We start from the raw sequence: 22658 nt of genomic DNA on the forward strand, positions 1-22658 counted from the left end.
CGCCGGCGCTCGCACCTCGACCAGCGAAGACCGGCTCGCCGGCGCTCGCACCTCGACCAGCGAGGACTCAGCTCGCGGCGGACTCGTCGAGGGTCGCGGAGCCGCCGCCGGGCTGGTTGCGGGCGGCCTCGGTGAGCGCCTTGCGCAGGTCGGCCTGGGCCTTGCCGTAGGCCTCGAGGTCGCCCTTCTTCAGCGCCTCCTGACCGCGCTGGTAGGCGCCCTGCATGTCCTCGATCGCCGCGCGCAGCGCCCGCTCCTTCGAGGTGAGCGGACCCGTCGGCTCCTGCTCCCCCTTCGGCGGCTCCGTGCCCCCGTCGTCGCCGCCGCTCGGGGCGTCGGCGCCGGAGTCGCCCTCGAAGAGCTGGTCGAGCGCACCCTCGAGCGTGCGCGCCCAGGCGATCCGCCCGCCGAAGGAGACGATGACGACGCGCATCGAGGGGTAGGAGTTCTCGTTCGTGCCGGAGAGGTAGACCGGCTCGACGTGGAGGAAGCCCTCGCCGACGGGCAGGGTCATCTGGTTGCCCAGGAGCACCTTGCTCGACCCGCGGTTGTTGTTGTTGAGGTAGTCGGTGAGCGTCTGGTCGGTGTCGGCGCCCTTGACCGAGCTGCTCGCGATGTCGTTCTGCACCTGCCCCGGTCCGGGCACCGTCGTCGAGCGCGGCACCGCGAGCATCCGCAGCTGGCCGTACCCGGAGGCCGGCTTGCCCGCGATGTCACCGGCGTCGGAGTCAACGGCGAGGTAGCCCGCCATGACGTCGCGGTCGCCATTGGGGATGTACGTCGAGGTGAGGGACCACGAGGCCTCCTGCTGGCTCGGCATCGCCATCGTGAGGAAGTACGGCGGCTGGGCGACCTTCTTCTCGGCGAGGACCGTCGGGTCGCTCGGCACGCGCCAGCGGTCCTGACCGGCGCGGAAGTCGCCGGCAGAGGTCACGTGGTACTCCGCGAGCACCGCGCGCTGCATCCGGAAGAGGTCCTCCGGGTAGCGCAGGTGCGACATGAGGTCGCCGCTGATCTCCGAGCGCGGCTTCATCAGCCCCGGGAAGGCCTTGTCCCAGGCGGAGGCCACCGGGTCCTGCTCGTCCCAGCGGTAGAGGGTCACGGTGCCGTCGTAGGCGTCGACCGTGGCCTTGACCGAGTTGCGCATGTAGTTGATCCGGTCGGCGTTGATCGCCGCCGCCCGCTGGGTCTCCACGGACGAGACCGTGCCCTCCTGCACCCCGGAGACGCTGAAGCGGCTCGCGTAGGGGTAGGTGCGCGACGTCGTGTAGCCGTCGACGACCCACTGGATCCGGCCGTCGACGACGGTCGGGTAGGGGTCGTTGTCGAGCGTGAGCCACGGCGCGACGCGGGCGACGCGCTCCTTGGGCGTGCGGTGCTCGAGCAGGCGCGACTGGCTGCCGACGGCGTCGGACAGGACGAACTTGAGGTCGCGATGGGTGATCGCGAAGGCGGCCTGGCGAAGGGGGGAGCCGATGGACACGCCGCCGTCACCGGTGTAGGTGTAGCGCCCCTCCTCGCCGCCCGACGGGCGGTCGACCTCGCGGGCGGGTGCGCCCTCGTCGCCGCCGACGATGGAGAACTGGTTCATCCGCTCGCCGAAGTAGATCCGCGGCTCGTACTCCTCGACCTCGGAGAGGTCGAACCACGCCGGGGTCCCGCTGCCCGAGACCTCGGACCCCTTCGCCGCGACGAGGCCGTAGCCGTGGGTGTAGACGGTGTGGTCGTTGACCCAGTCGCGCCGGTCCGCAGGGAGCTTCGACAGGTCGAGCTCGCGCGCCCCGACGACGGTGTCCGTGGACTCGCCGTCGATGTCGTAGCGGTCGACGTCGAGGTCCTCGGGGAAGGAGTAGTACGGCTGCTGGGCCTGCAGCTGCTGGAAGGTCGGGGCCGCGACGTTCGGGTCGAGCAGACGGATGCCCGGGATCGTCGCCGCGTCCTGGCGCAGCTGACCGGCGGAGATCTCGGAGACGGCGTCGTACTCCTCGGTCTCGACACCGGCGACGTCGTACGCGGCGCGCGTCGAGTCGATGTTGTGCTGCAGGTAGGGCTGCTCGAGCGAGGAGCGCGACGGGGTGACGCGGTAGGTCTCGACGAGCGCCGGGTAGATGTTGCCGACGATGATCGACAGGCCGACGAGCGTCGCGACGCCGATGACCGGCAGGCGCCAGCTGCGGCTGCGCACCGCGGCGAAGAAGAGCCCGGCGCAGATGACCGCCGCGACGGCGAGGATGTACTTCGCGGGGATCACGGCGTTGGCGTCGGTGTAGCCGACACCGGTGAGCACGGAGGTCTCGTGCGTCGTCAGGGAGTGCGCGTCGAGGACGTAGGAGACGCCGCGCAGCAGCGCGAGGACGGCGCCGACGACGGCGAGGTGGAGGAAGGCGGCCCGCGTCGAGCGCCCGCGGCCCGGCGGCTGCAGGCCCCCGTAGATGTAGTGCGCGAAGGCTGCCGCCACGAGGCAGCAGATCGCGACGACGGTGAGGTAGCCGACGACGAAGGAGTAGAAGGGCAGGCCGAAGAGGTAGTAGGCGAGGTCGCGGCCGAACTGCGGGTCGGTGACGCCGGTCGCCGCGCCGTTGCGCCAGAGCAGCCACTGCTGCCACTGCCCGGCGGCGGTGAGGCCGCCCATGAGGCCGAAGAGCAGCGGCACGCCGATGGCGATGTGCCGGCGCAGGGGGGCGATGACCTGGCGGTACTGCGACAGCGCCTGCTCCCCCGGCGACGTCGGCCAGCTCATCGGCCGGGAGCGGAAGGGGATGACGAGGCTCGCGGCCAGCGGGAGCGCGATGAGCAGCCCGCCGAGCACGAAGAGCAGGGTCTGCGTGCGGATGCGGCTCCACCACTCGCCGCTGTAGCCCAGGGCGTCGAACCACAGGGCCTCGGTCCAGATCGAGGTGATGACGAGCACGGCCACGACGAGCGCGGCGAGGACGGCGAGGACCCTCAGGCCTCGTGTGCGCATCGACGAGGGCGCCGCGGCGGCCCCGCCCTCACGACCGGTCGGGGCGTCCCCGTCCTCGGGTGGCTGCTGCGTGCTCATCGGTCACCTCGTGATCGTCGCGACCCCATCGGTCGTGGCGGGGCCCAACCTACCTACCGGACCTGGGCGCCCGTGCGGCAGCATGTCATCCGTGCCTGACACCCCTTCGCCGACCGCTGACAAGCCCTCCGAGCCGACGACCGAGCCCCTCGCCCGGTGCGCCCTCGAGACCGAGCGCCACGTGGCCGAGGGCGGCTGGGACCAGCCGCCGAGGCTCTTCGCGCTCGTCGAGACGGCCGAGCTCGTCGCCGCCGAGCCGAGCCTGCGGGACTCCATGGACGTCACCGACGTGCTGCCCGGCTCGCTCACCGCCATCGAGCAGGAGGGCGTGGCCCGCACGAGCGACGTCGAGTCGCTCCTCGGCCGCCTCGCCTGGCCCGAGACCGTGCACGGGGCGGCCATCGCCCTCGAGCGTGTCGTCGTCCCGGCGGGCGCCGAGCGCGACCTGCCCTCGGACCCCGTCGCCGCGACCGAGCAGCTGGCCCAGCACCCCGAGCGCGAGGACATCCGTCTGCTCGTCGCGGTCCACCGTGACGGACGTGCCATCTGCCTGCTGCGTCAGCGCTCGAACGACAGCGACGACCGCGTGGCCACCGGCGAGGACATCGCCCCCGGGCTCGTCCACGCGCTGCGCGCGACGCTCGAGGACTGAAGCCCGCAGGGCTGACCCCCGAGGGCAGCCGCGTCGGGACCGACCTTCAGCGGGTGCCGCAGGACGGGAGGTCGTCGACCTCCCCCTTCGCCGCTCCCTCGACGGCGTCGACCGCCGCGTCGAAGTCGTCGACCTCGAGGACGGTGAGCCCGTCAGGCACGTGCCCGACGACCTCGTCGCAGTTGTCCGTCGGGGCGAGGAAGTACTGCGCCCCCGCGTCCCGGGCGCCGATCATCTTCTGCCGGATGCCGCCGATGGGGCCGACCTGGCCGGAGTCGTCGATCGTGCCGGTGCCGGCGACCGAGCGCCCGCCGGTCATCTCCCCCGGGGTGACGAGATCGCGCACGGCGAGCGCGAACATCGTGCCCGCGCTCGGGCCTCCGACCTCGCCGGCGTCGATGCGCACCTCGTAGGGGTAGTCGAAGAGCGGCTCGAGACCGACCCCGATCCCGGCCCGCCCGCCTCCGAGGTCGGCCGTGCGCAGGGTGATCTCGCGCTCGGCGCCCTTGCGGCGCACGGTGAGGCGCACGTCCTCGCCGGGCTCGCGGTCCGAGATCGCCGCGACGACGTCGCTCACGTGCTCGGTGGTGACGCCGTCGACGGCGGTCACCTCGTCTTTGAGCTCGAGCCGACCGTCGGCAGGCAGGTCGCCCGCGATAGAGGCGACGACGTTGTCCTGGGGCACGTCCTCGCCGGTGCTGCGCAGCGCCACCGCGATCGCGCTCTTCTGCGAGCCCTGCATCTCGGCGGCGTTGAGCTGCTGGATCTCCTCCTCGGAGCGCCCGGTGCCGAAGACGGTCTGCTCGGGCACGACCTTCGCGTCGCGGTCGACCTTGCCGAGCACCCACTCCCACAGGGTGATGTGCTCCTCCGGCCCGCCCTGGACGGTGACCGTCGTGAAGTAGAGGTGCCCCGAGGTCGGGTACGTCCGGTGCCCCTCGACGTCGACGACGCGCTGGGCCGAGCTGCCCTCGCCGCGCGAGGCGAGGGTGTCGCTCACCGGGCCGGGGGCCTCGATCGCGTACGGGACGCGGATGGTCGCGAGGACGAGGGAGACGCAGAGGAGCACCATCGACCACCGCATCACCCGCCACGCGAGATCGTCCACGCGTCGGGTGTCGATCATGCTGGCTCCGGATCGTCAGGGGGTGCGGGAACCTTTGGTCGGCGCCCGTGGTTGGGTTCTACGTCGACGCCATCCTAAGGAGGCACCGTGACAGACCCCGTGGACCCCGGTACCGGACCCGACGACGAGCTGCCCGAGGAGATCGCCGCGATCTTCCGCGAGCTCACCGGGGGCGCCCCGCTGCCCCCCGAGGTGGCCCGTCAGCTCAACGCCATGGGCATCGCCGACGCCGACCCGTCGGCCGTGCGTGCGATGGCCGACCAGATGCGCGCGATGTTCAGCCCCACCGCCACGGCGAAGGGGGTCGACCTCGCCGCCGCGACGGCGGCGGCCTGCGAGGCCGCCCGGGCCGAGGGCGACGTCAGCGTCGGCGAGCGCGAGGTCGCGCTGGCCGAGCAGGCCGTCCGCGTCGCACAGCTGTGGCTCGACGAGGTGACCGACCTCGAGGCGCCCGCCCTCACCGGCACCGCGATGTCGCGCTCGACGTGGGTCGAGGAGACGATCGGCACGTGGGCGCGCGTCGTCGAGCCGGTCGCCGACGGCGTCTCCGGCGCGATCCGCGACTCGATGACCGCCCAGCTGACCGGTCCGGACGCCCCCGACCTCAGCGCGCTCGGCGTGCCCCCGGGCACCAACCCGCTCGCGCTCGCCGGGCAGCTCACGCCGATGATCAACCGGATGGGCAGCGCGCTCGTCACGGCCCAGGTCGGGCAGGCCGTCGGCGCGCTCGCGACGAGCACGGTGAGCGGCACGGAGGTGGGCATCCCCCTGCTCACCGACCGCGTCGCGCTCCTGCCGGCGAACATCGCCCAGGTCGCCGACGGCCTCGACGTGCCGGTCGACGAGGTGTGGCTGCACCTCGCCCTGCGCGAGACCGCCCGGATGCGCCTCTTCACCGACGTGCCGTGGCTCGGCCCGCAGATCCTCACCGCGGTCGAGGAGTACGCCCGGGGCATCGCCATCGACACGAGCGCGATCGACCGCGCGGTCGCCGAGCTCGACCCGCAGGACGTCGGCGGGATGCAGCAGGCGCTCGGCAGCGACCTCTTCCGCCCGACACCCTCGCCGGCCCAGAAGGCCGCACTCACCCGTCTCGAGACCTGGCTCGCCCTCATCGAGGGGTGGGTCGACGTCGTCACCGCCCGGGCCGGCGGCGCGCACCTGCCGAGCACCGACGCCCTCGCCGAGACCGTGCGCCGGCGGCGGGCGACCGGTGGGCCGGCGGAGCGGACCTTCGCCACCCTCGTCGGGCTCGAGCTGCGGCCGCGCCGTCTGCGCGACGCGGCGAACCTCTTCGCCGCCCTCGAGGACGCCGGCGGCGCCTCGGCCCGTGACGCGGCCTGGGCCCACCCGGACGTCGCCCCGACGGGCGCCGACCTCGACGACGTCCTCGGCTACGTCGAGCGCAGCACCGGCTCGACCTCCGGGGCGCAGGACGTCACCGGTGGCATCGACATGGACGCCGAGCTCGCCGCCCTGCTCGACGCCGAGACCCGCGGGGAGGGCGACGGCGAGGGTGACGGCCGCACCGGTGGCTGACCTCGCGACCGACCTCGAGCGGGTCCTGCGCACCTGGCAGGCGCCCGACGAGGCGCAGGAGCAGCTGCGCCGCGACTACCTCGAGCACCTCGCCGCCCACCCGGACGCCGTGCTGCGCGACGGGCCGCCGGAGCACTTCACCGTCGGCGTGCTCGTCCTCGACGCGACGCTCACCTCGGCGCTGCTCACGCTCCACGGCAAGGCGCACCGGTGGTTCCAGCTCGGCGGCCACCTCGAGCCGGGTGACGCCGACGTGCTCGCCGGCGCGCTCCGCGAGGCGGTCGAGGAGTCCGGGCTGCCCGCCGACCAGCTGACCCTGCACCCCGAGCCGGTCCATCTCGACCGGCACGAGCTCGTCGGGTCCTTCGGGCGGTGCCGCGAGCACCTCGACGTGCGCTACGTCGCCGTCGCCGCGCAGGACGCGCGCGAGATCCGCAGCGAGGAGTCGCTCGACCTCGCGTGGTGGCCGGTGCGGGCGATGCCGGCGGACTCGGCCGGCGAGCTCGACCCCCTGGTCGCCGCCGCGCTCAGGCGGGTGGGCTGACCCCGTCGCCCTCGGCGGTCTCGGGCGCCGGCTCGGGCCCGTCGTCCCACGCCGTCTCGTCGCGACCGGACCACCCCTCGAGGTAGCCCCGGGCGCGCTCGCAGGACGGGTACCGGTCGAGCAGCGCGTAGAAGTCGCGCCCGTGCCCGGGCACGAGCAGGTGCACGAGCTCGTGGGTGAGGACGTAGTCCTGCACGTAGCCCGGCATGCCCTGCAGCCGGTGGCTGAGCCGGATCGTGCCCTGGCTCGGGGTGCACGACCCCCACCGGGTGCCCTGGTTGGTCACCCAGCGCACGCTCGTCGGCACGGCTCGGCCCTCGAGGTAGCGCCGGGAGAGGTCACGCGCCCGCTCGACGAGGTCGACGTCGCTCGGGCGGCGTCGGGCCTCGCGGGCCAGGACCTTCTCGCCCATCTCGCGCACGTAGCGCTGCTCGACCCGGTCGGCGAGGCCGGCCGGGAGGAGGACGACGAGGCTCTCGCCGTCGCGGTGGGCCGACACCGTCTTGCGCCGGCGCGCGCTGCGGCGGATCTCGACGTCGGCGAAGCCTTCCATGGGCTCGACCCTAGGGCCCGGCGGCGACAGCGCGGGCGAGGGGTGTGGACAACCCCGGACCTCGGGCGCGGGGCCGGTGGCAGTCTGCGACAACCACCCCGGCGAGACGAGGACCCATGGAGCGCCACCCCCGGTTGACCCGGCCGATCCACCCCCTGCTGCGCCCCGACGGGTCCATCCAGCTCGGTCTCGACCCCGGCAGCGCGCTCGTCGCGACCGGCGTGAGCGCGGCGGAGTGCCGCTGGGTCACCACCCTCGACGGGTCGCGCAGCGAGGAGCAGGTCCTCGCCGACGCGGCGCAGCACGGGCTGACCCCCGAGCGCGCGGGCGAGCTCGTCCGCGCCTTCGCCGCGCAGGGCGTGCTCGACACCGAGGGCGTCCTCGAGCCGCTCGAGCGCCGCGTCGTCGTCGTCGGCGCCGGGAGCGTGCCCGCCCACCTCGTCGACGTCCTGCGCGAGGCGGGCATCGGCGAGGTCGTGCGGTGCGTCGAGGACGCCGACCCGACGAGCACCGACCTCGCCGTCATCACGAGCACGGTCCCCGTGCCGGCCGGCGCCGGCGAGCCCTGGCGCCGCGCTCGGGTGCCCCACCTGCCCGTGTGGTGCGGGCCCGACCACGCGAGCGTCGGGCCGCTCGTCGTGCCTGGCGAAGGACCGTGCCTGCAGTGCCTCGAGCTGACCCGCGTGCACCTCGACCCGGCCTGGCCGTGGATCCGCGCGCAGATCAGCCGCCCGCGGGTCGGACCGGTCGTGCCCGTCGAGACGCACGCGTGCGTGCGCAGCCTCGTCGTCGGCATCGCGGCGTCGGTCGCCCTCGACGTCCTCGCCCACGGCCCGAGCGCCTCGGGGTGGTCCCTCGACGCGTGCTCGCCAGGGCCCAGCTTCGAGCGGCGGCACTGGGAGCGACACCCCGCGTGCCCGCGCTGCGCATCAGCCACCTCTCCTGCGGCCGGATCTCAGGTCCAGCAGTCACAATGGGCGTGATGTCTCAGATCCCGCGCAACGCTGCCCGACGGACCGCTCGGCTCGCCTCCATCCCCCTCGGCGCAGCAGGGCGCAGTGCCGTCGGCCTGGGTCGACGTGCCCGCGGGGAGTCGGCCGAGGTCGTCAACGAGGAGATGCGCCGGCGCACCGCCGAGCAGCTCTTCGCGGTCCTCGGCTCGCTCAAGGGCGGCGCGATGAAGGTCGGGCAGACCCTCAGCGTCCTCGAGGCCGCGATGCCCGAGGATCTCGTCCAGCCCTACCGCGAGATGCTCGTGCGCCTCCAGGACGCCGCTCCCCCGATGGACCAGGCCGAGGTGCGCCGCATCCTCGACCTCGAGCTCGGCCGCGACTGGCGCACGACCCAGATCCGCGACCTCACGCCCGAGCCGGTGGCCGCGGCCTCGATCGGGCAGGTCCACCGCGGCACCTGGCACGACGGGCGCACCGTCGCCGTGAAGATCCAGTATCCCGGCGCTGACTACGCCCTGCGCAGCGACCTGCAGCAGCTCGCCCGCCTCGCGCGCGTCATGGGCACCCTCGCCCCGGGCATGGACGTCAAGGCGGCGACGACCGAGCTGCTCGAGCGCGCCGACGAGGAGCTCGACTACCCGCTCGAGGCCCGCAACCAGCAGACCTTCGCCGACGCGTACGCCGGTGACGACGAGGTCGCCGTCCCGGCCGTCGTCATGCACACCGAGCACGTCCTCGTCACCGAGTGGCTCGACGGCGTGCCCCTCAGCCAGATCATCCGCGAGGCGGACCAGGAGGTGCGCGACTCCCTCGGCACCCTCTACCTCGAGCTCGCGGTACGCTCCCCCACCCGTGCGGGTCTGCTCCACGCCGACCCCCACCCCGGCAACTTCCGCCTCACCCCCGACGGCCGCCTCGGCGTCGTCGACTTCGGGGCGGTCGCCCACCTGCCCGACGGGCTGCCGCCGGCGGTCGGCCGGTTGGCCCGGCGCGCCCTCGAGGGCGACGCCGCGGCCCTCGTCGAGGGGCTGCGCGAGGAGGGCTTCGTACGGCCGGGTGTGCGCATCGACGCCGACGACCTGCTGAGCTACCTGCGCCCCTTTATCGAGCCGTTGAGCCACGAGACCCACCACTTCAGCCGCGAGTGGCTGCAGCAGGTCTCCGCCGGGGCGATGGACATGCGCAGCCGGGAGTTCGTCACCGGCGCACGTCTCAACCTGCCCCCGGAGTACGTGCTCGTCCACCGCGTCTTCCTCGGCAGCACCGCCGTGCTCTGCCAGCTCGGCGCACGGGTCTCGGCGCGCTCCATCATGGAGCGCTACCTGCCCGGCTTCGCCGACCCCGCGTAGGTCCGGGTACAGGTCGACCCCGCACCGGGGGTCGGTACGGGGTCGACGAGGGCGGCCGGCACGCGGTCCGACGGGCACCTGCCCGTCATCGGATCCGGATGTGCATCGGCACGGGCTGACGCAGCTCGACCCGCTCACGGCGGGAGAGCACGTGCTGCGGCTGCGGCACGTGGCGGCGGCGCGACTGCAGGATGCGCTGGACGGGGGTCATCGGCGGGCACCTCCTCTCAGGGGGCTCAGACGGGCAGCGGATGCTTGCGGGGACGGCCTCGCGGCCGCTTGCGGGGGATGACCCGACCGGCGTCGAAGAGCTCGCCGCCCCACACGCCCCAGGGCTCGCGGCGCTCGAGGGCGCCCTCGAGGCACCGCTGGCGCACGGGGCAGGTGGCGCACAGAGCCTTGGCGAACTCGACACCGTCGGGGGTGTCGGCGAACCAGATCTCCGGCTCCTCGGTCAGGCACGGTGCGCTGCCCGTCAAGGACGGCAGACGCACCTGCTGATGCGGTGGGTGGGTGGTCGGTACGGCAGACATGAGGGTGCTCCTGGGGGGTGATCTGCGGGAGGACAAGAAAAGGCCGCGGTATCCGATGGATGCCGCGGCCTGTGTGGCGAGGACGAGAGGTCCTCCCTTCGTCTAGCGAAGGGGGGATCCCGGTCCTGGAGGTCGCGGGTCATCGAGAGGGGCGGCGCCGAAGAGATCGACGATGCCGAAGGGGGCACGGGTACGTCCGGCGAGGGACGGCACGAGACCCAGGTGGGCAGCGCGGGACGCCAGCTCGACGGTGATGACGATCTGCTTCTCCATGTGCACTGCCCTCCTCTCGTGGGATCTGCGACTCGATCACGCCCAGGCGCGACCGACTGACCTTCCGAAGGTTAGGGCACCCGCGATCGGGGCCACAACCTATTTAACGAGCGGTCTTCGTCAGGGGGTCTGCGAGGGCTCTCGACCGGCGACGATCGCGAGCACGTCCTCGCCGTACTGGTCGAGCTTGCGCGCCCCGACCCCGCTGATGGCGAGCAGCCCGCGGGTGTCCTTCGGCTCGGCCTCGGCGATCGCCTCGAGGGTCGCGTCGGTGAAGACGACGAAGGCGGGGACGGCCTGGGTCTTCGACAGCTCGCGGCGCCATGCGACGAGCCGCTCGTAGAGGGCCTCGTCGTACGTGGGCGGGCAGGAGGGGCAGCGCCCCGAGGCGCGCTGGGTCGCGGTGACGAGCTCGGTACCGCAGCCCTTGCAGTGCCGCACCCGGGCGGTGCGGGTCGTGCGACCGCCGCCCGAGCCGCGCCCGCCGCCGCGCTTGGGCTCGGAGATGGCGCCCTCGCCGAGGACCTCGGACAGCGGCGCCAGGAAGCGGCTGACCCGCCGGCTCGGTCGCGCCCCGGGGGTGCGCGCCCGGGCCCACGACAGGTGCAGCTCGTCGCGGGCGCGGGTGAGCCCGACGTAGAGCAGCCGGCGCTCCTCCTCGATCTCGTCGAGGCCCTCGGCCATGACGATGGGCATGAGGCCGTCGGAGCAGCCGACGAGGTGGACGACGGGCCACTCGAGCCCCTTCGCCGCGTGCAGCGAGGCGAGGGTCACGCCGTCGACGGCGGGCGCGTGCTGCGCGGCGGCCCGCTCGTCGAGCTCGCGCACGAGATCGGCGACCCGGGTCGTCGGGGTCGTCGCGGCGAGCGACTCGGCGAGGTCGACGAGCGCCTTGAGCGACTCCCACCGGGCCCGCACCGCACCCGAGCTCGCCGGCGGCTCCGGCTGCCAGCCGACACCGGTGAGCACGTCGGCGACGAGATGGCCCAGGGCCGCCTCGCCGTCGTCGGTGCGCGCGGCGCCGCGCAGCAGGACGATGGCGTCACGGACCTCGCGGCGGGAGAAGAAGCGCTCGCCGCCGCGCACGAGGTAGGGCACGCCGACCTCGGAGAGGGCCGACTCGAGCGCCTCCGACTGGCCGTTGGTGCGGAAGAGCACCGCGATGTCGCTCGCGGGGGTGCCGGCCTCGACCCGACGACGGATCTCGCCGGCGACCCAGGCGGCCTCCGCCGGGTCGTCGTCGAGCGCGGTGAGCGTGGGCGCGGACCCGCCCGAGCGCTGCGCGGCGAGCTCGACCCCGGCGCTGCGCCGGCTCACCGGGGCGGTCGAGAGCATGCGGTTGGCGAGGTCGACGACCTGAGGGGTCGAGCGGTAGTTGCGCACGAGCCGCACGGTCTGCGCCCCCGCGTGCGTGCGCCCGAAGTCGAGCAGGTGGCGCGGGCTGGCGCCGGTGAAGGAGTAGATCGTCTGCATCGGGTCGCCGACGACGCACACCTCGTGACGTCCGCCGAGCCACAGCTCGAGGAGGCGCTGCTGCAGCGCGTTGACGTCCTGGTACTCGTCGACGACGAAGTGGCGGTACTGCTGGCGCACCGTCGCCGCGATGTCCTCGCGGTCCTGGAGGATGCCGACTGTGAGCAGCAGCACGTCCTCGAAGTCGATGACCCCGCGCTCGCCCTTGACCTCCTCGTAGACCCCGAGCAGACGCGCCATGCCGCTCTCGTCCATGCCCGGGGGCTCGCGCCGCGCCCGCCGCGCCGCCGCGGCGTAGGTCTCGGGGGTGAGCAGGCTGACCTTCGCCCACTCGACCTCGGAGGCGACGTCGCGCAGCTCGGTGCGGTCGAGGCGCAGCTGCAGGCGCGAGGCGGCCTCGGCGACGACGGACGCCTTGTGCGGGAGGATCTCCGGCGCCGCGCCGCCGATGGCCTGGGGCCAGAAGTAGTGGAGCTGGCGCAGGGCCGCCGCGTGGAAGGTGCGGGCCTGGACCCCGCCGACACCGAGGTCGCGCAGCCGGACCCGCATCTCGCCCGCGGCCCGGGCGGTGAAGGTCACGGCGAGCACGCGCTGGGGCTGGTAGACGCCGCTGTGCACGCCGTAGGCGATGCGGTGGGTGATCGCCCGGGTCTTGCCCGTGCCCGCGCCGGCGAGCACGCACATCGGACCCGTCGGGTGCGCGGCGACCTCGCGCTGCTCGGGGTCGAGGGCGTCGAGGACGTCGTCTGCGGAGGGGGTCACGACCGCATGGTCTCAGAGCGCGCGGACAGCCCCGATGTCGGAGGGGCGGGTCAGCGGGCCGCCGAACCACTGCTCGATGAGCCGCGCCGAGATCGACACGGGGGCGGGGCGGCGCAGCTCGTCGTGCTCGAAGGCCTCGGCGAGCTCGGCCCGGGTGAACCACCGGGCGTCGGCGATCTCGGTGCCGTCGGGGGTGAGCTCTGCGGAGGTGGCGCGCGCGGTGAAGCCGACCATGAGCGAGCCGGGGAAGGGCCAGGGCTGGTCGGCCTGGTAGGTGACGTCGACGACCTCGAGGCCGACCTCCTCGCGCACCTCGCGCGCGACGGCGCCGGCGAGGGTCTCGCCGGGCTCGACGAAGCCGGCGAGCACCGACATCCGCCCCTGCGGCCAGCCCGCGCCCTGGGCGAGGAGGAGGCGGTCCTCGGCGTCGACGACGGCCATGATGACGGCGGGGTCGGTGCGGGGGTGGTGGTCGCTGCCGTCCTGCGGGCAGTGCCGTACCCAGCCCGCCTGCGCGAGCTCGGTCTGGGCGCCGCAGCGCGGGCAGCGCGGGTGGGTGCGGTGCCAGTTGTCGAGCGCGACGGCCGTCGCGGCGTGCCCGGCCTCCTGCGGGGTGAGCAGGTCGGCGACCTGGCGAAGGGGGGTCCCCCCGTCCCCGCCGAGCGCGGCGAGGAGGAGGTGGGGACCGAGGCGGCCGAGGAGGGCGAGGTCGCGTCCGGCGTCGCCGGGCTCGACCGGCCGCGTGGCCAGCCGCGCTCCGTCGCCCGAGCGCTCGACCGCCACGGCCATGCCGCCGGCCTCGAGGACGCGGGCCGCGGGGTCGCGTCGCAGCGTCTCGAGGGCGTCGGGGTCGGCGCGCAGGTGCGCCTGACGGTCGAGCACGGCCCCGGAGAAGACGAGCTCGTCGAAGGGGTGCACCATGCCCGCCACTGTAGATCCGTCGTGGCGCTCCCCCGCGCCCGGAGCCCCGCGCCGTACCGTGGGGGCCGTGACTTCTCCTGCCGGTCGTGGACCTCTCGCCCTCGCCGCGCTGGCCAGCGCTGCCGTCCCCGGTCTGGACCCGGTGAGCGTCGAGCCCGTCGCGGGTGGGACGGGAGCGCGCTACGACGTCGCCCTCGTGCAGGACGCCGAGCACCGCCGGTGGGTCATCCGCTGCCCGCGCTCCGCGGCCGCCTCGGCCCAGCTCGAGCAGTCCTCGGCCCTGACCGCACTCCTCGCCCGTCGCCTGCTCCTGTCCGTCCCGGTCGTCAAGGGATGGGTGGCGCTGCCCGAAGGGGGACGCGCCGCCGTGCACCACTACCTCGCCGGACGCCCCGTCGAGCTCGAGCTCCTCGGGCCGGGCCCGGGTCTGACCGCCAGCCTCGGACGCGCCGTGGCCTCGGTGCACAACCTCGACGTCGCGATCTACGACGAGGCCGGCGCCGCGACCTACGACACCGAGGTCTACCGCAGCCGTCGGCTGGCCGACCTCGACCGCGCCGCCGCGACCGGCCGGGTGCCGACCGGTCTGCTCGCGCGGTGGGAGTCCCAGCTCGAGGACGTCGGCCGATGGCGCTACAAGCCGACCGCGACGGTCGGGCGGCTCACCGGCGAGCAGGTCCTCGTCGGCGAGGACGAGCAGGGCGAGCTCGTCGTGCGCGGGCTGCTCGGCTGGGAGGACGCACGGGTCGCCGACCCCGCCGACGACCTCGCCGAGGTCGTCGGTCGGCTCGAGCCGGACGCCCTCGACACCTTCATGGAGGCCTACGCGCACACGCGGGTCGACCGGCCCGACCGGCACCTGCTCGAGCGCGCCCGGCTGTCGTACGAGATGACGCTCGTGCGGCAGATGATGGCGGCTGTCGCGGCCGGAGACCTCGACCGGGCCGAGGAGCACGCCGCCGCGATGCGTCGCCTGGAGCAGCAGACGGGCAGCCCGGACGAGGCCGACGACACGTCCGCGGGTGCACCCGCGACCTCCGGGGCGGCACCGGCCGGTGCGAGCCCTGCCGCAGGGCTCGCGGACCTCGACGACGACCAGCAGCTCGACAACCTTGTCGACGAGCCCGTCCACGTCGACGTCACCGACGTCGACGAGGTCGGGCAGACCCAGCCGATGGAGGCCGGGCCCACGGGCGAGGAGCCCGACGGGTCCGTCGAGCCCGGCAGCGGGCCCGTCCGCGGCTGACCTCGAGCCGCCCAGGTCCGGGCCTCAGCAGTCGGCCGGGCCGAGCAGGGCGGCGATCTCGGCCTCGTCGGCGAGCGGGGGCTCAACGGTCTCGCCCGTCGCGCCGTAGTAGAAGGCGGCACGCACCTGCTCGGCGGGCAAACCCGTCCACCGCGCGTACGCCACGCGGTAGACGCTCAGCTGCAACGCGGCTGCTGCCGCGCTCTCGCCGGTCGGCGGGCGCCCGGTCTTCCAGTCCACGATGGTCACCCCGCCATCGGGGTCGGCGAAGACCGCGTCGACCCGCCCGCGCACGGCGCGCCCGGAGATCACGACCTCGAGGCTGAGCTCGACCTCGACGGGGGTGCGCTCGGCCCACGGGCTGGCGAGGAAGCGCTCGCGCAGCGCGGGCAGACCCGGGTCGTCGGCTGCGGCGTCGGCCCGGCCGGGCAGGTCGTGCACGTCGACCATCGCCGCCGCACCGTAGTGCTGCTCGACCCACGCGTGGAAGGCGGTGCCGCGCCGGGTGTGAGGGGAGGGCGCCTGGGGCATGGGCCGACGCAGCCGCGAGGCGAAGTCGGCCTCGTCGCGGGCCAGGGAGACCAGGGCCGAGGTCGACAGGTGCTCGGGCAGGGCCACCTGGGGCGAACGGCGGGCCCGCGCCGCGTCACGCTCGCGCAGCAGCAGGGTGATCTCGTCGTCGAGCGGGTGCCGGTCGGTCGCGCGGTCGAGCGCGGGTGCCCCGCCGAGGACGACGGGCACCGCCTGCTCCATCGCGGGCCGGTCCTCCGAGGTCACGGGGGCCGGCCACACGACAGCACGTTCGAGCTCGAGGAGGGGGTTGGGCTCGCCGGGCTCGGGCATCGGGGCCTGGGCGATCTGGTGCACGCCGGGCAGGGCGACGACCTCGTCGAAGAAGCGCGAGGGCAGGCGCGGGGTGCGACCGGTGCTCGCCCATACCGCCGAGGTGAGCAGGAGGTGCTGCCGGGCCCGGGTGAGCGCGACGTAGGCGAGGCGGCGCTCCTCCGTGATGACCTGCTCACCGCCCGCGCTCTTGAAGGCGTCGACGTCGTCGCGGATCTCGTGCGGGGTGGCACCGTGCTCGGCGAGCTCGGGCAGCCCCCCGCGGTCGCCGCGCAACGGGTACGGGAGCCCTCCCTCGGTCGCGGCGAGCCAGCCCGGGTCGGTGACCCGTCCGAGCTCCCAGCCGCCGTCGACGGCGCGCGCCCGGGCCGCGTGCGAGGGGAAGGTGCCCTCGACGAGACCGGGCACGGCGACGACGTCCCACTCGAGCCCCTTCGCCGCGTGGCAGGTGAGCACCTGGACGGCGTCGGGAGTCGGCTCGACGACGGGCCGGTCGAGGCCGCGCTCCTCGGCGATGGCCGCCTCGACCCAATCGACGAAGCCGCCGAGCGTCGCCCGGTCGGCACCGGCGGCGAACTGCGCGGCGACGTCGGCGAAGGCGTCGAGGTGAGCCCGCGCCGCGCCGGCGCTCCAGCCGGGGCGGGCGAGGACCTCGACGTCGACGCCGAGGACCCGCTCGGCCTCGACGACGAGATCGGGCAGGGGCTGTCCAGCGGCGAGGCGCAGCCGGCCGACCCCGGCGGCGAGGGCCCGCAGCCGCGACAGGCCGCGAGCGCTGATGTGCTCGCCCCCCGGTCCCCGCCACTGCTCGTCGGGCAGGTCGTCGAGCGCGTCGACGATCGTCAGCTCGTCGCGAGAGTCCGGGGCGAGGTCCTGGCCGACCCCGCGCTGGGGCGGACGCCCGCTCGCCCGCGCGTACGCGGCGAGGGCGGCGATGTCGGCTGCGCCGAGCCGGCAGACGGGGCCGGTGAGCAGCCGCATGAGCCGGTCGCCGCGGGCAGGGTCCTGCACGACGGTGAGGAGGGCGACGACGTCGGCGACCTCGGGGGTGAGCAGCAGACCGCCGAGGCCGACGACCTCGTGCGGGATGTCACGAGCCGCCAGGGCAGCCGTGATCGCGGTGAACTGCGAGCGCTTGCGGCACAGCACCGCGGCCGAGCGTCGTCCGTCGCCGCGTCGCTCCTGCACCCACCGGGCCACGAGGTCGGCCTCGGCGGCGGCGTCGCTCACGCGCGCCGCCCACACCTGGCCGCGGCCCGCGCCGGGCCGGGCGTCGAGGGGCAGCACCGGTACGGCGCTCCCCGCCCGCAGCGGCTCGGCCACGGCGTTGGCCGCCTCGAGCACGGCGTCGTCGTTGCGCCAGCTGCGCGACAGGTGGAGCACGGGCGCGCCGCCGAAGCGCTCGGGGAAGGTCGCGAGCGTCGTCGCGCTCGCCCCTCGCCAGGCGTAGATCGACTGGTGCGGGTCGCCGACCGCCGTCACCGGGCTCGACGGGCGCCCCGCCGGGGCGAAGAGGCTCGTCATGAGCACGAGCTGCGCCTCGGAGGTGTCCTGGAACTCGTCGAGCAGCACGACGCGGTAGCGGCCCCGCTCCCCGGCGCCGACGACCGGCACCTCCTGGGCCAGCCGGGCAGCCAGCGCCATCTGGTCGCTGAAGTCGAGCACCCCCCGCTCGTGCTTGAGGTCGAGGTAGCGGCGCACGACGGGCAGCACGAGCGCCCGTCGCCGCAGGGCGCTCGCCTGGTCCCGGACGGCCTTGAGCCCCTTCGACGCGGCGGCGTCGGCGGCGAGCCACCGGTCGGCGACCGTCTCGAGGTAGGCCTGGGCCTCCTCGGGCGCCCGCAGGTGCTCGGCGAGCTCGCCGGACAGCGCGACCACCATCGAGGTGACCGTGGACTCGACCCAGTCGAGCTCCTCCATCGGGCCGTCGTAGGACAGGACGGCCTCGTGCGCGAGCTGCCACGACGCCGCCTCGGTGAGCAGCCGCGCGTCGCGCTCGCGTCCCAGCAGCGGCCCGTGCTCGCGCACGAGCGCGCCCGCGTACGAGTGGTAGGTCGTCACGGTGGGCGCCCCGGGCAGCACGAGCGCACCGGCGTCGTCGTGCTCGGGCGGCGACCACAGCCCCGAGTCGGCGAGCGCCGCGAGCCGTGCACCCACCCGGTCGGCGAGCTCGCCCGCGGCCTTGCGGGTGAAGGTGAGCCCGAGGACCTCCTCGGGGCGCACGAGGTCGTTGGCGACGAGCCAGACGACGCGCGCGGTCATCGTCTCGGTCTTGCCCGACCCGGCGCCGGCGACGACGAGCTGGGGCTGCAGCGGGGCCTCCACGATCGCGGCCTGCTCCGGCGTCGGGGCGTGCTCCTGCCCCAGGGCACGGCTGACGTCGAGCGCTGAGTAGCGCGGCCCGTCGGCGACCGCGGTCGTGCTCGCCTGACCGGCCGGGGGCAGGTCGACGAGGTCGTCGAAGAGGCTGGGCTGGTCGCTCATCGCAGGGTCCCCCCTTCGTGATGGGTCGGGCAGGAGGTCCGCACGGGGCAGCGTGAGCACATCGCCTCCTCGGGGCGGGCGACCATGTGCGCCGCCGACATGCCGTCGGCCGCCGCGACGACCGCGTCGTGCGCCCAGCGCGGGTCGTCGGCGTCGCGCAGGGGCACCTGCGCCTGGACGAAGGTGCGCGACGTCGCCGCCCGCCCGAGCTGCACGAGCACCGCGCCGGCGCTGCTCGAGCCGTGCTCGCCGAAGCCGCCCTCCTCGACGGCGACCTGGTACGCGCCGAGCTGGCGGTGCTCGGCGAGCTCGTCGCCCGTGGGCTTGGTCGAGCCGGTCTTGAGGTCGACGACCCGCAGCGCCCCGTCGGCGTCACGACGCTCGAGCCGGTCGACCCTGCCGCCGATGCGGGCCCGGCCGACGGTGGCGGCGAAGGGGATCTCGACCCCCGCGAGCGACCACCCCTCGGTGCGGGCGCGCACGTAGTAGTCCGCGAGCCACCGGCCCATGACCTGGGCGCGACGCAGGTGCTGCTCGCCGACCCAGCCCGGGGGCTGCCCGAGCTGGGGCCAGCGCCGCTCGATCTCGGCGGCGATGCTCGCGTGGTCGGCGTCGGGCAGGTCCTCGGCGACGGCGTGGACGAGGGTGCCGATGTCGGCGGAGACGTGACTGGCTCCCCCGCCGCCGGAGCTCGTGAGCAACCACCGCAGACCGCACGTGTCGAAGGCCTCGACCTGCGAGGGCGAGACCCGGACGAGCTCGTCGGGACCGCGCAGCGGGCGCTCGTCGCTGCGGTCGCGCAGCGCCCACCACTGGTCGGGGTCGGCGCCGCGCACGCCGACCTCGCGCAGGTGCGCCAGCCGGGTCGCCGCGAGGTGCGCCCGCTCGGGCTCGGCGAGCTCCTGGCGCAGCCGGGCGACGACACCGACGAGGTCGAGCGGCATCGGCGCCTCGTGCGTCTCGCGCCGACCGACCCCCGCCGGCAGCGGGTCGACGACGGAGAGGAAGGGCGAGGGCTGCTCGTCCTCGGAGGACACGGCGGTGAGCAGCACGTGCTCGCTCGCCCGGGTGATCGCGACGTGGAGCATCCGCGTCTCGTCGTAGCGGACCTGCGCGCGAGCCGCCTCGGCACGGTCGTCGGCGCCCGGGTCGCCCGGTCCCGAGCCGACCGCGGCACGACCGGTGACGACGTCGACGAGCTCGGTCGAGCCCAGCAGCGACCCGCGCAGGCGCAGGTCGGGCCACACGCCCTCCTGCACCCCGGCGACGACGACCCGTCGCCACTGCCGGCCCGCGGCGGCGGCCGGCGTGACGATGGCGACGGCCCCGGTGTCGGGGCTGCGGTCGGCCAGGGAGTCCGCGGCGACCTCCTCCTGGGCGACGGAGAGCAGGAAGGACTCGGGTCCGCTGCCGGGCCGGGCGTCCTCGTGGGCCGCCGCAGCCGAGAAGAGCGCGACGACGGCGTCGAGGGCCTCGTCGGCCCGGGCTCCCCCGGCGCCGCCGGCGAGCGCTCGCTCGCGCCAGAGGTCGGCGACCTCCACGGCCTCCCACGCCGCCCAGAGCACCCCTTCGCCGCTCACGCCCTGCGCCCACCGTCCGTCCTCGACGACGGCCGCCGCGCGGGCCGCGGCGACGACCCGGGCGAGCCGGGCCAGCGGCGCGACGTCGGGGCGCTCGAGGAGCAGGTGGTCGACCCAGGCGGGGTCGACGGTGCCGTGCTGGAGCAGCTCGTCGCTGGAGCGCCCGCCCTCGTCGGCGAGCTCGGCCGCGCGCAGCGCGCGACGCAGCCGGCGCACGGCGACGGTGTCGGCCCCGAGCAGCGGCGAGGTGAGCAGGGCGAGGACTTCCTCGACGTCGGGCAGCTCGCGGTGCCCGCGCTGGAGGTCGACGACGAGACGCAGGAGGAGCAGCAGCGGGGCGACGCTCGCCTGGTCTCGAAGGGGGACGTCGGCCGAGGCCGAGGTGACGGGCACGCCCCGGGCTGCGAGCACCCGGCGCAGCGTCGACTGCCGCCCCGCCCCGCGGACGACGACCGCGAGCTCGTCCCACGGGACGCCGTCGACGAGGTGCGCCCGGCGCAGGGCGTGGGCGACGTAGCCGGCCTCCTGGGCCTGGGAGCGCAGCACCCGCACGGTGCACGTGCCGTCGTCGTGCGCCGCGCTCGCGCCGCGCTGCGTACCGCCTCCGAGCGCCCCGATGCGGGCGACGACGCGGGCGTCGGCCTCGGCCACCGCGGCGGGCACCCGGTAGCCGGTGCGCAGGACCACCGGCTCGACGCGCCGCCCTGCCCAGTCGCCGAGGAAGAGCGCGGGATCGGCCCCGCGGAAGCCCTGGACGCTCGCATCGGGGTCGCCGAGGAGCACGAGGGGCACCCCTGAGGCGGCGAAGACCCGCAGCAGCCGGGCCGCCGGGGCGGTGAGCTCGTGCGCGTCGTCGACGACGACGCAGCCCACGGAGCGCAGCGCGCGCACCCGGGCCTCGGCATCGCCCTCGAGCAGCTCGGCCGCGGCGGTGAGCACCCACGCCGGGTCGTAGGCACCCGGCGTCGCGAGCGCGCCGACCTGCTCGTACTCCTCGAAGACCTCGGCCGCGGCGACCCACTCCGGGCGCCCGTGGCGCACCCCGAGGTCGCGCAGGTCCTCGGCGGTGAGCCCGTGCTCCACCGCCCGCATGAGCAGGTCGCGCAGCTCGTCACGCATCGCCCGCGTGGGCAGGGCCTCGTGGAGGCGCTGCGGCCAGCGCGGCCCGGTGCCGGTCTCCGCGTGGCCGGCGAGCAGGTCCGAGAGGACGAGGTCCTGCTGGGCTCCGGAGATCAGACGCGGCGGCGGCAGCCCGTCGACCGCGGCCTGCGCGCGGAGCACGGCGAAGCCCAGGCTCTGCACCGTGCGGGCCAGGGGGACCGCGGCGGCCCCGGTGAGCCCCGAGGTCACCGCGTCGCGCAGGTCGGACGCCGAGCGGCGGGTGGCCCCGACGAGGACGACCTCGTCGGGTCGGCACTCGCCCGTGCGCACGCGGTCCAGCGCGCACTCGACCGCGACGACCGTGCGACCGGTGCCCGGCCCGCCGAGCACGACGAGCACCTCGGCCCGCGCGTCGACCGCGGCGGCCTGGTCGTCGTCGAGACGCTCCCGGCCGAGCCGGCGGACCCCGCTGGCCCCCGGGCTCGGGCGACGCTCGAGGGCGACGGGGGTCGCCCCCTTCGCCCCCGGTCCGCTCGTCTGCGTCGTGGTCATGCACCCATCCCATCACCCGTGCCCGACAGCCAGCCGACGACCGCCGCAGGGGCTACCCGTGGGTACGATGAAGGGCACTGCTCAGACGCGGGAGGACCCCATGACCAGCACGTCTCACCGGGTGCAGCGGCTGCCGCGCGCGCAGCGGCGAGCCCAGCTCCTGCAGGCCGCCCAGGCCGTCTTCGTGCGCAAGGGCTACCACGCAGCGGCGATGGAGGACATCGCCGACGAGGCGGGGGTCTCCAAGCCCGTCCTCTACCAGCACTTCCCCGGCAAGCTCGAGCTCTACCTCGCGCTCCTGGAGAGCGAGTGCGACCGCCTCGAGAGCCTCGTCCTCGAGGCCCTCGACAGCACCGACGACCACAAGGAGCGGGTCTACGCGACGATCGCGGCCTTCTTCGAGTTCGTCGGCGACGAGGGCGAGGCCTTCCGCCTCGTCTTCGAGTCCGATCTCACCGGCGACTCGCGGGTGCGTCACCGCATCGACGCGCTCGAGGCACAGCTCGGCGACGCGATCAGCCACCGCATCGCGCAGGACACCGGTCTGCCCAAGAGCTTCTCCGACCTGCTGGGCGTGACCCTGGCGGGCATGTCGCAGGTCTCCGCCCGGGCGTGGCTCGCGCACAGCGCGACCATCCCGCAGGCCGACGCGGCCCTGGCCGCGGGCCACCTCGCGTGGCGCGGCCTCAGCTCCTACCCCAGCCAGGCGACGCTGCGCGGCGGTGCGGGCACCGAGGCGGGCGAAGGGGGAGCCGCGGGCGGCGGTGACGGCGGCGCCTGACAAGATCGGCTCGTACACCGCACCTGCGAAGAAGGGACCCTCCGTGGAGGTCAAGATCGGCATCCAGAACGTCGCCCGAGAGATCGTCATCGACGCCACGGGCAGCGAGGACCAGATCGTCGCCGCCGTCGAGGCGGCGCTGGGCGGGCAGGCCCTCGACCTGCGCGACGAGCGCGGTCGCCGCGTCGTCGTGCCCGCCGGCGCCCTCGGCTACGTCGACCTCGGCGAGCCCTCGCGCGGCCGGGTGGGCTTCGGCGCCTCCTGACGTCGTCCGCCCAGGTCAGCAGCCTGGCTGACGTCACGGGGCGGCGTCCAGCGGTCTCTCAGGATCCCTGGACGCCGTCCCCGAT

The 22658-nt window shown here is 75.0% G+C and carries 18 protein-coding genes; 8 read left to right on the forward strand and 10 right to left on the reverse strand.

Annotated elements, in window-relative coordinates:
- Positions 1-67: 67 nt before the first annotated feature.
- Positions 68-3043 carry a UPF0182 family membrane protein gene (locus ABIB53_RS03120; RefSeq protein WP_354587087.1) on the reverse strand — a complete coding sequence of 992 codons (2976 nt, stop codon included), beginning with the start codon at positions 3041-3043 and terminating at the stop codon, positions 68-70.
- An 82-nt stretch (positions 3044-3125) separates the two neighbouring features.
- Between ABIB53_RS03120 and ABIB53_RS03125 the strand changes: the two genes are divergently transcribed.
- Complete coding sequence (locus tag ABIB53_RS03125; protein ID WP_123092127.1) at positions 3126-3695, forward strand: PPA1309 family protein; 570 nt, start codon at positions 3126-3128, stop codon at positions 3693-3695.
- A gap of 46 nt (positions 3696-3741) precedes the next feature.
- Here ABIB53_RS03125 and ABIB53_RS03130 read toward each other — a convergent pair whose 3' ends face one another.
- Positions 3742-4821, reverse strand: a complete 1080-nt coding sequence (locus ABIB53_RS03130) for a YlbL family protein (RefSeq protein ID WP_354587088.1) — start codon at positions 4819-4821, stop codon at positions 3742-3744.
- Positions 4822-4908: 87 nt separating this feature from the next.
- On the opposite strand from ABIB53_RS03130, the gene ABIB53_RS03135 reads away from it, so the two are divergent.
- Positions 4909-6360 (forward strand): zinc-dependent metalloprotease, encoded by a 1452-nt coding sequence (locus tag ABIB53_RS03135; protein WP_354587090.1) that lies wholly within the window; start codon positions 4909-4911, stop codon positions 6358-6360.
- Positions 6353-6904 (forward strand): NUDIX hydrolase, encoded by a 552-nt coding sequence (locus ABIB53_RS03140; RefSeq protein WP_354587092.1) that lies wholly within the window; start codon positions 6353-6355, stop codon positions 6902-6904. The genes ABIB53_RS03135 and ABIB53_RS03140 overlap by 8 nt, the downstream gene beginning before the upstream one ends.
- Here ABIB53_RS03140 and ABIB53_RS03145 read toward each other — a convergent pair.
- Positions 6888-7457: a M48 metallopeptidase family protein gene (locus tag ABIB53_RS03145; protein ID WP_354587093.1), complete on the reverse strand. Its 570-nt coding sequence runs from the start codon at positions 7455-7457 to the stop codon at positions 6888-6890. The two genes, ABIB53_RS03140 and ABIB53_RS03145, sit on opposite strands and share 17 nt — an antisense overlap.
- 116 nt (positions 7458-7573) lie before the next feature.
- Here ABIB53_RS03145 and ABIB53_RS03150 point away from each other — a divergent pair, with 116 nt between their 5' ends.
- Together ABIB53_RS03150 and ABIB53_RS03155 are read left to right on the forward strand one after the other, a co-directional pair.
- Positions 7574-8440, forward strand: a complete 867-nt coding sequence (locus tag ABIB53_RS03150; RefSeq protein ID WP_191680490.1) for a hypothetical protein — start codon at positions 7574-7576, stop codon at positions 8438-8440.
- On the forward strand, positions 8440-9759 hold the full coding sequence (locus ABIB53_RS03155; RefSeq protein WP_354587094.1) for an ABC1 kinase family protein: 1320 nt from the start codon (positions 8440-8442) through the stop codon (positions 9757-9759). The genes ABIB53_RS03150 and ABIB53_RS03155 overlap by 1 nt, the downstream gene beginning before the upstream one ends.
- A gap of 85 nt (positions 9760-9844) precedes the next feature.
- Here the strand turns inward: ABIB53_RS03155 and ABIB53_RS03160 are convergent, their stop codons facing one another.
- The 5 genes from ABIB53_RS03160 to nudC all read right to left on the reverse strand — a co-directional run bounded on the left by ABIB53_RS03160 (position 9845) and on the right by nudC (position 13721).
- A complete protein-coding gene (locus tag ABIB53_RS03160; protein ID WP_268884186.1) occupies positions 9845-9970 on the reverse strand; it encodes a hypothetical protein in 126 nt (41 codons plus the stop codon).
- A 25-nt stretch (positions 9971-9995) separates the two neighbouring features.
- On the reverse strand, positions 9996-10292 hold the full coding sequence (locus ABIB53_RS03165) for a WhiB family transcriptional regulator (RefSeq protein ID WP_083969036.1): 297 nt from the start codon (positions 10290-10292) through the stop codon (positions 9996-9998).
- A gap of 102 nt (positions 10293-10394) precedes the next feature.
- Complete coding sequence (locus ABIB53_RS03170; protein WP_191563719.1) at positions 10395-10565, reverse strand: hypothetical protein; 171 nt, start codon at positions 10563-10565, stop codon at positions 10395-10397.
- 120 nt (positions 10566-10685) lie between these two features.
- Positions 10686-12800, reverse strand: a complete 2115-nt coding sequence (locus tag ABIB53_RS03175) for an ATP-dependent DNA helicase UvrD2 (protein WP_502914620.1) — start codon at positions 12798-12800, stop codon at positions 10686-10688.
- A gap of 12 nt (positions 12801-12812) precedes the next feature.
- Positions 12813-13721, reverse strand: coding sequence for an NAD(+) diphosphatase (gene nudC, locus ABIB53_RS03180; RefSeq protein ID WP_354587096.1), 909 nt, complete (start codon positions 13719-13721; stop codon positions 12813-12815).
- A 67-nt stretch (positions 13722-13788) separates the two neighbouring features.
- On the opposite strand from nudC, the gene ABIB53_RS03185 reads away from it, so the two are divergent.
- Positions 13789-14967 carry a phosphotransferase gene (locus tag ABIB53_RS03185; RefSeq protein ID WP_354587097.1) on the forward strand — a complete coding sequence of 393 codons (1179 nt, stop codon included), beginning with the start codon at positions 13789-13791 and terminating at the stop codon, positions 14965-14967.
- 24 nt (positions 14968-14991) lie between these two features.
- On the opposite strand, the gene ABIB53_RS03190 is transcribed toward ABIB53_RS03185, so the two are convergent.
- The gene (locus ABIB53_RS03190; RefSeq protein ID WP_354587098.1) at positions 14992-18294 is read right to left on the reverse strand and encodes an ATP-dependent helicase; all 3303 of its coding nucleotides are present in this window, start codon (positions 18292-18294) and stop codon (positions 14992-14994) included.
- The gene (locus ABIB53_RS03195) at positions 18291-21527 is read right to left on the reverse strand and encodes a PD-(D/E)XK nuclease family protein (RefSeq protein ID WP_354587099.1); all 3237 of its coding nucleotides are present in this window, start codon (positions 21525-21527) and stop codon (positions 18291-18293) included. The genes ABIB53_RS03190 and ABIB53_RS03195 overlap by 4 nt, the downstream gene beginning before the upstream one ends.
- 100 nt (positions 21528-21627) lie before the next feature.
- Here ABIB53_RS03195 and ABIB53_RS03200 point away from each other — a divergent pair, with 100 nt between their 5' ends.
- Both ABIB53_RS03200 and ABIB53_RS03205 read left to right on the forward strand, forming a co-directional pair.
- Positions 21628-22308: a TetR/AcrR family transcriptional regulator gene (locus ABIB53_RS03200; protein WP_354587100.1), complete on the forward strand. Its 681-nt coding sequence runs from the start codon at positions 21628-21630 to the stop codon at positions 22306-22308.
- Positions 22309-22351: 43 nt separating this feature from the next.
- The gene (locus tag ABIB53_RS03205) at positions 22352-22573 is read left to right on the forward strand and encodes a DUF3107 domain-containing protein (RefSeq protein WP_123092362.1); all 222 of its coding nucleotides are present in this window, start codon (positions 22352-22354) and stop codon (positions 22571-22573) included.
- The last annotated feature ends 85 nt before the right edge of the window (positions 22574-22658 follow it).

The sequence above is a fragment of the Janibacter sp. UYMM211 genome (assembly GCF_040547045.1).
GTDB classification, from domain to species: domain Bacteria; phylum Actinomycetota; class Actinomycetes; order Actinomycetales; family Dermatophilaceae; genus Marihabitans; species Marihabitans melonis.

Excerpts from the sequence above, each read along its gene's own strand:
- ABIB53_RS03120 (WP_354587087.1), bottom strand. The coding sequence starts at position 3,043 with ATGAGCACGCAGCAGCCACCCGAGGACGGGGACGCCCCGACCGGTCGT.
- ABIB53_RS03125 (WP_123092127.1), top strand. The coding sequence starts at position 3,126 with ATGTCATCCGTGCCTGACACCCCTTCGCCGACCGCTGACAAGCCCTCC.
- ABIB53_RS03130 (WP_354587088.1), bottom strand. The coding sequence starts at position 4,821 with ATGATCGACACCCGACGCGTGGACGATCTCGCGTGGCGGGTGATGCGG.
- ABIB53_RS03145 (WP_354587093.1), bottom strand. The coding sequence starts at position 7,457 with ATGGAAGGCTTCGCCGACGTCGAGATCCGCCGCAGCGCGCGCCGGCGC.
- ABIB53_RS03150 (WP_191680490.1), top strand. The coding sequence starts at position 7,574 with ATGGAGCGCCACCCCCGGTTGACCCGGCCGATCCACCCCCTGCTGCGC.
- ABIB53_RS03155 (WP_354587094.1), top strand. The coding sequence starts at position 8,440 with ATGTCTCAGATCCCGCGCAACGCTGCCCGACGGACCGCTCGGCTCGCC.
- ABIB53_RS03160 (WP_268884186.1), bottom strand. The coding sequence starts at position 9,970 with ATGACCCCCGTCCAGCGCATCCTGCAGTCGCGCCGCCGCCACGTGCCG.
- ABIB53_RS03165 (WP_083969036.1), bottom strand. The coding sequence starts at position 10,292 with ATGTCTGCCGTACCGACCACCCACCCACCGCATCAGCAGGTGCGTCTG.
- ABIB53_RS03170 (WP_191563719.1), bottom strand. The coding sequence starts at position 10,565 with ATGGAGAAGCAGATCGTCATCACCGTCGAGCTGGCGTCCCGCGCTGCC.
- nudC (WP_354587096.1), bottom strand. The coding sequence starts at position 13,721 with ATGGTGCACCCCTTCGACGAGCTCGTCTTCTCCGGGGCCGTGCTCGAC.
- ABIB53_RS03190 (WP_354587098.1), bottom strand. The coding sequence starts at position 18,294 with ATGAGCGACCAGCCCAGCCTCTTCGACGACCTCGTCGACCTGCCCCCG.
- ABIB53_RS03195 (WP_354587099.1), bottom strand. The coding sequence starts at position 21,527 with ATGACCACGACGCAGACGAGCGGACCGGGGGCGAAGGGGGCGACCCCC.
- ABIB53_RS03200 (WP_354587100.1), top strand. The coding sequence starts at position 21,628 with ATGACCAGCACGTCTCACCGGGTGCAGCGGCTGCCGCGCGCGCAGCGG.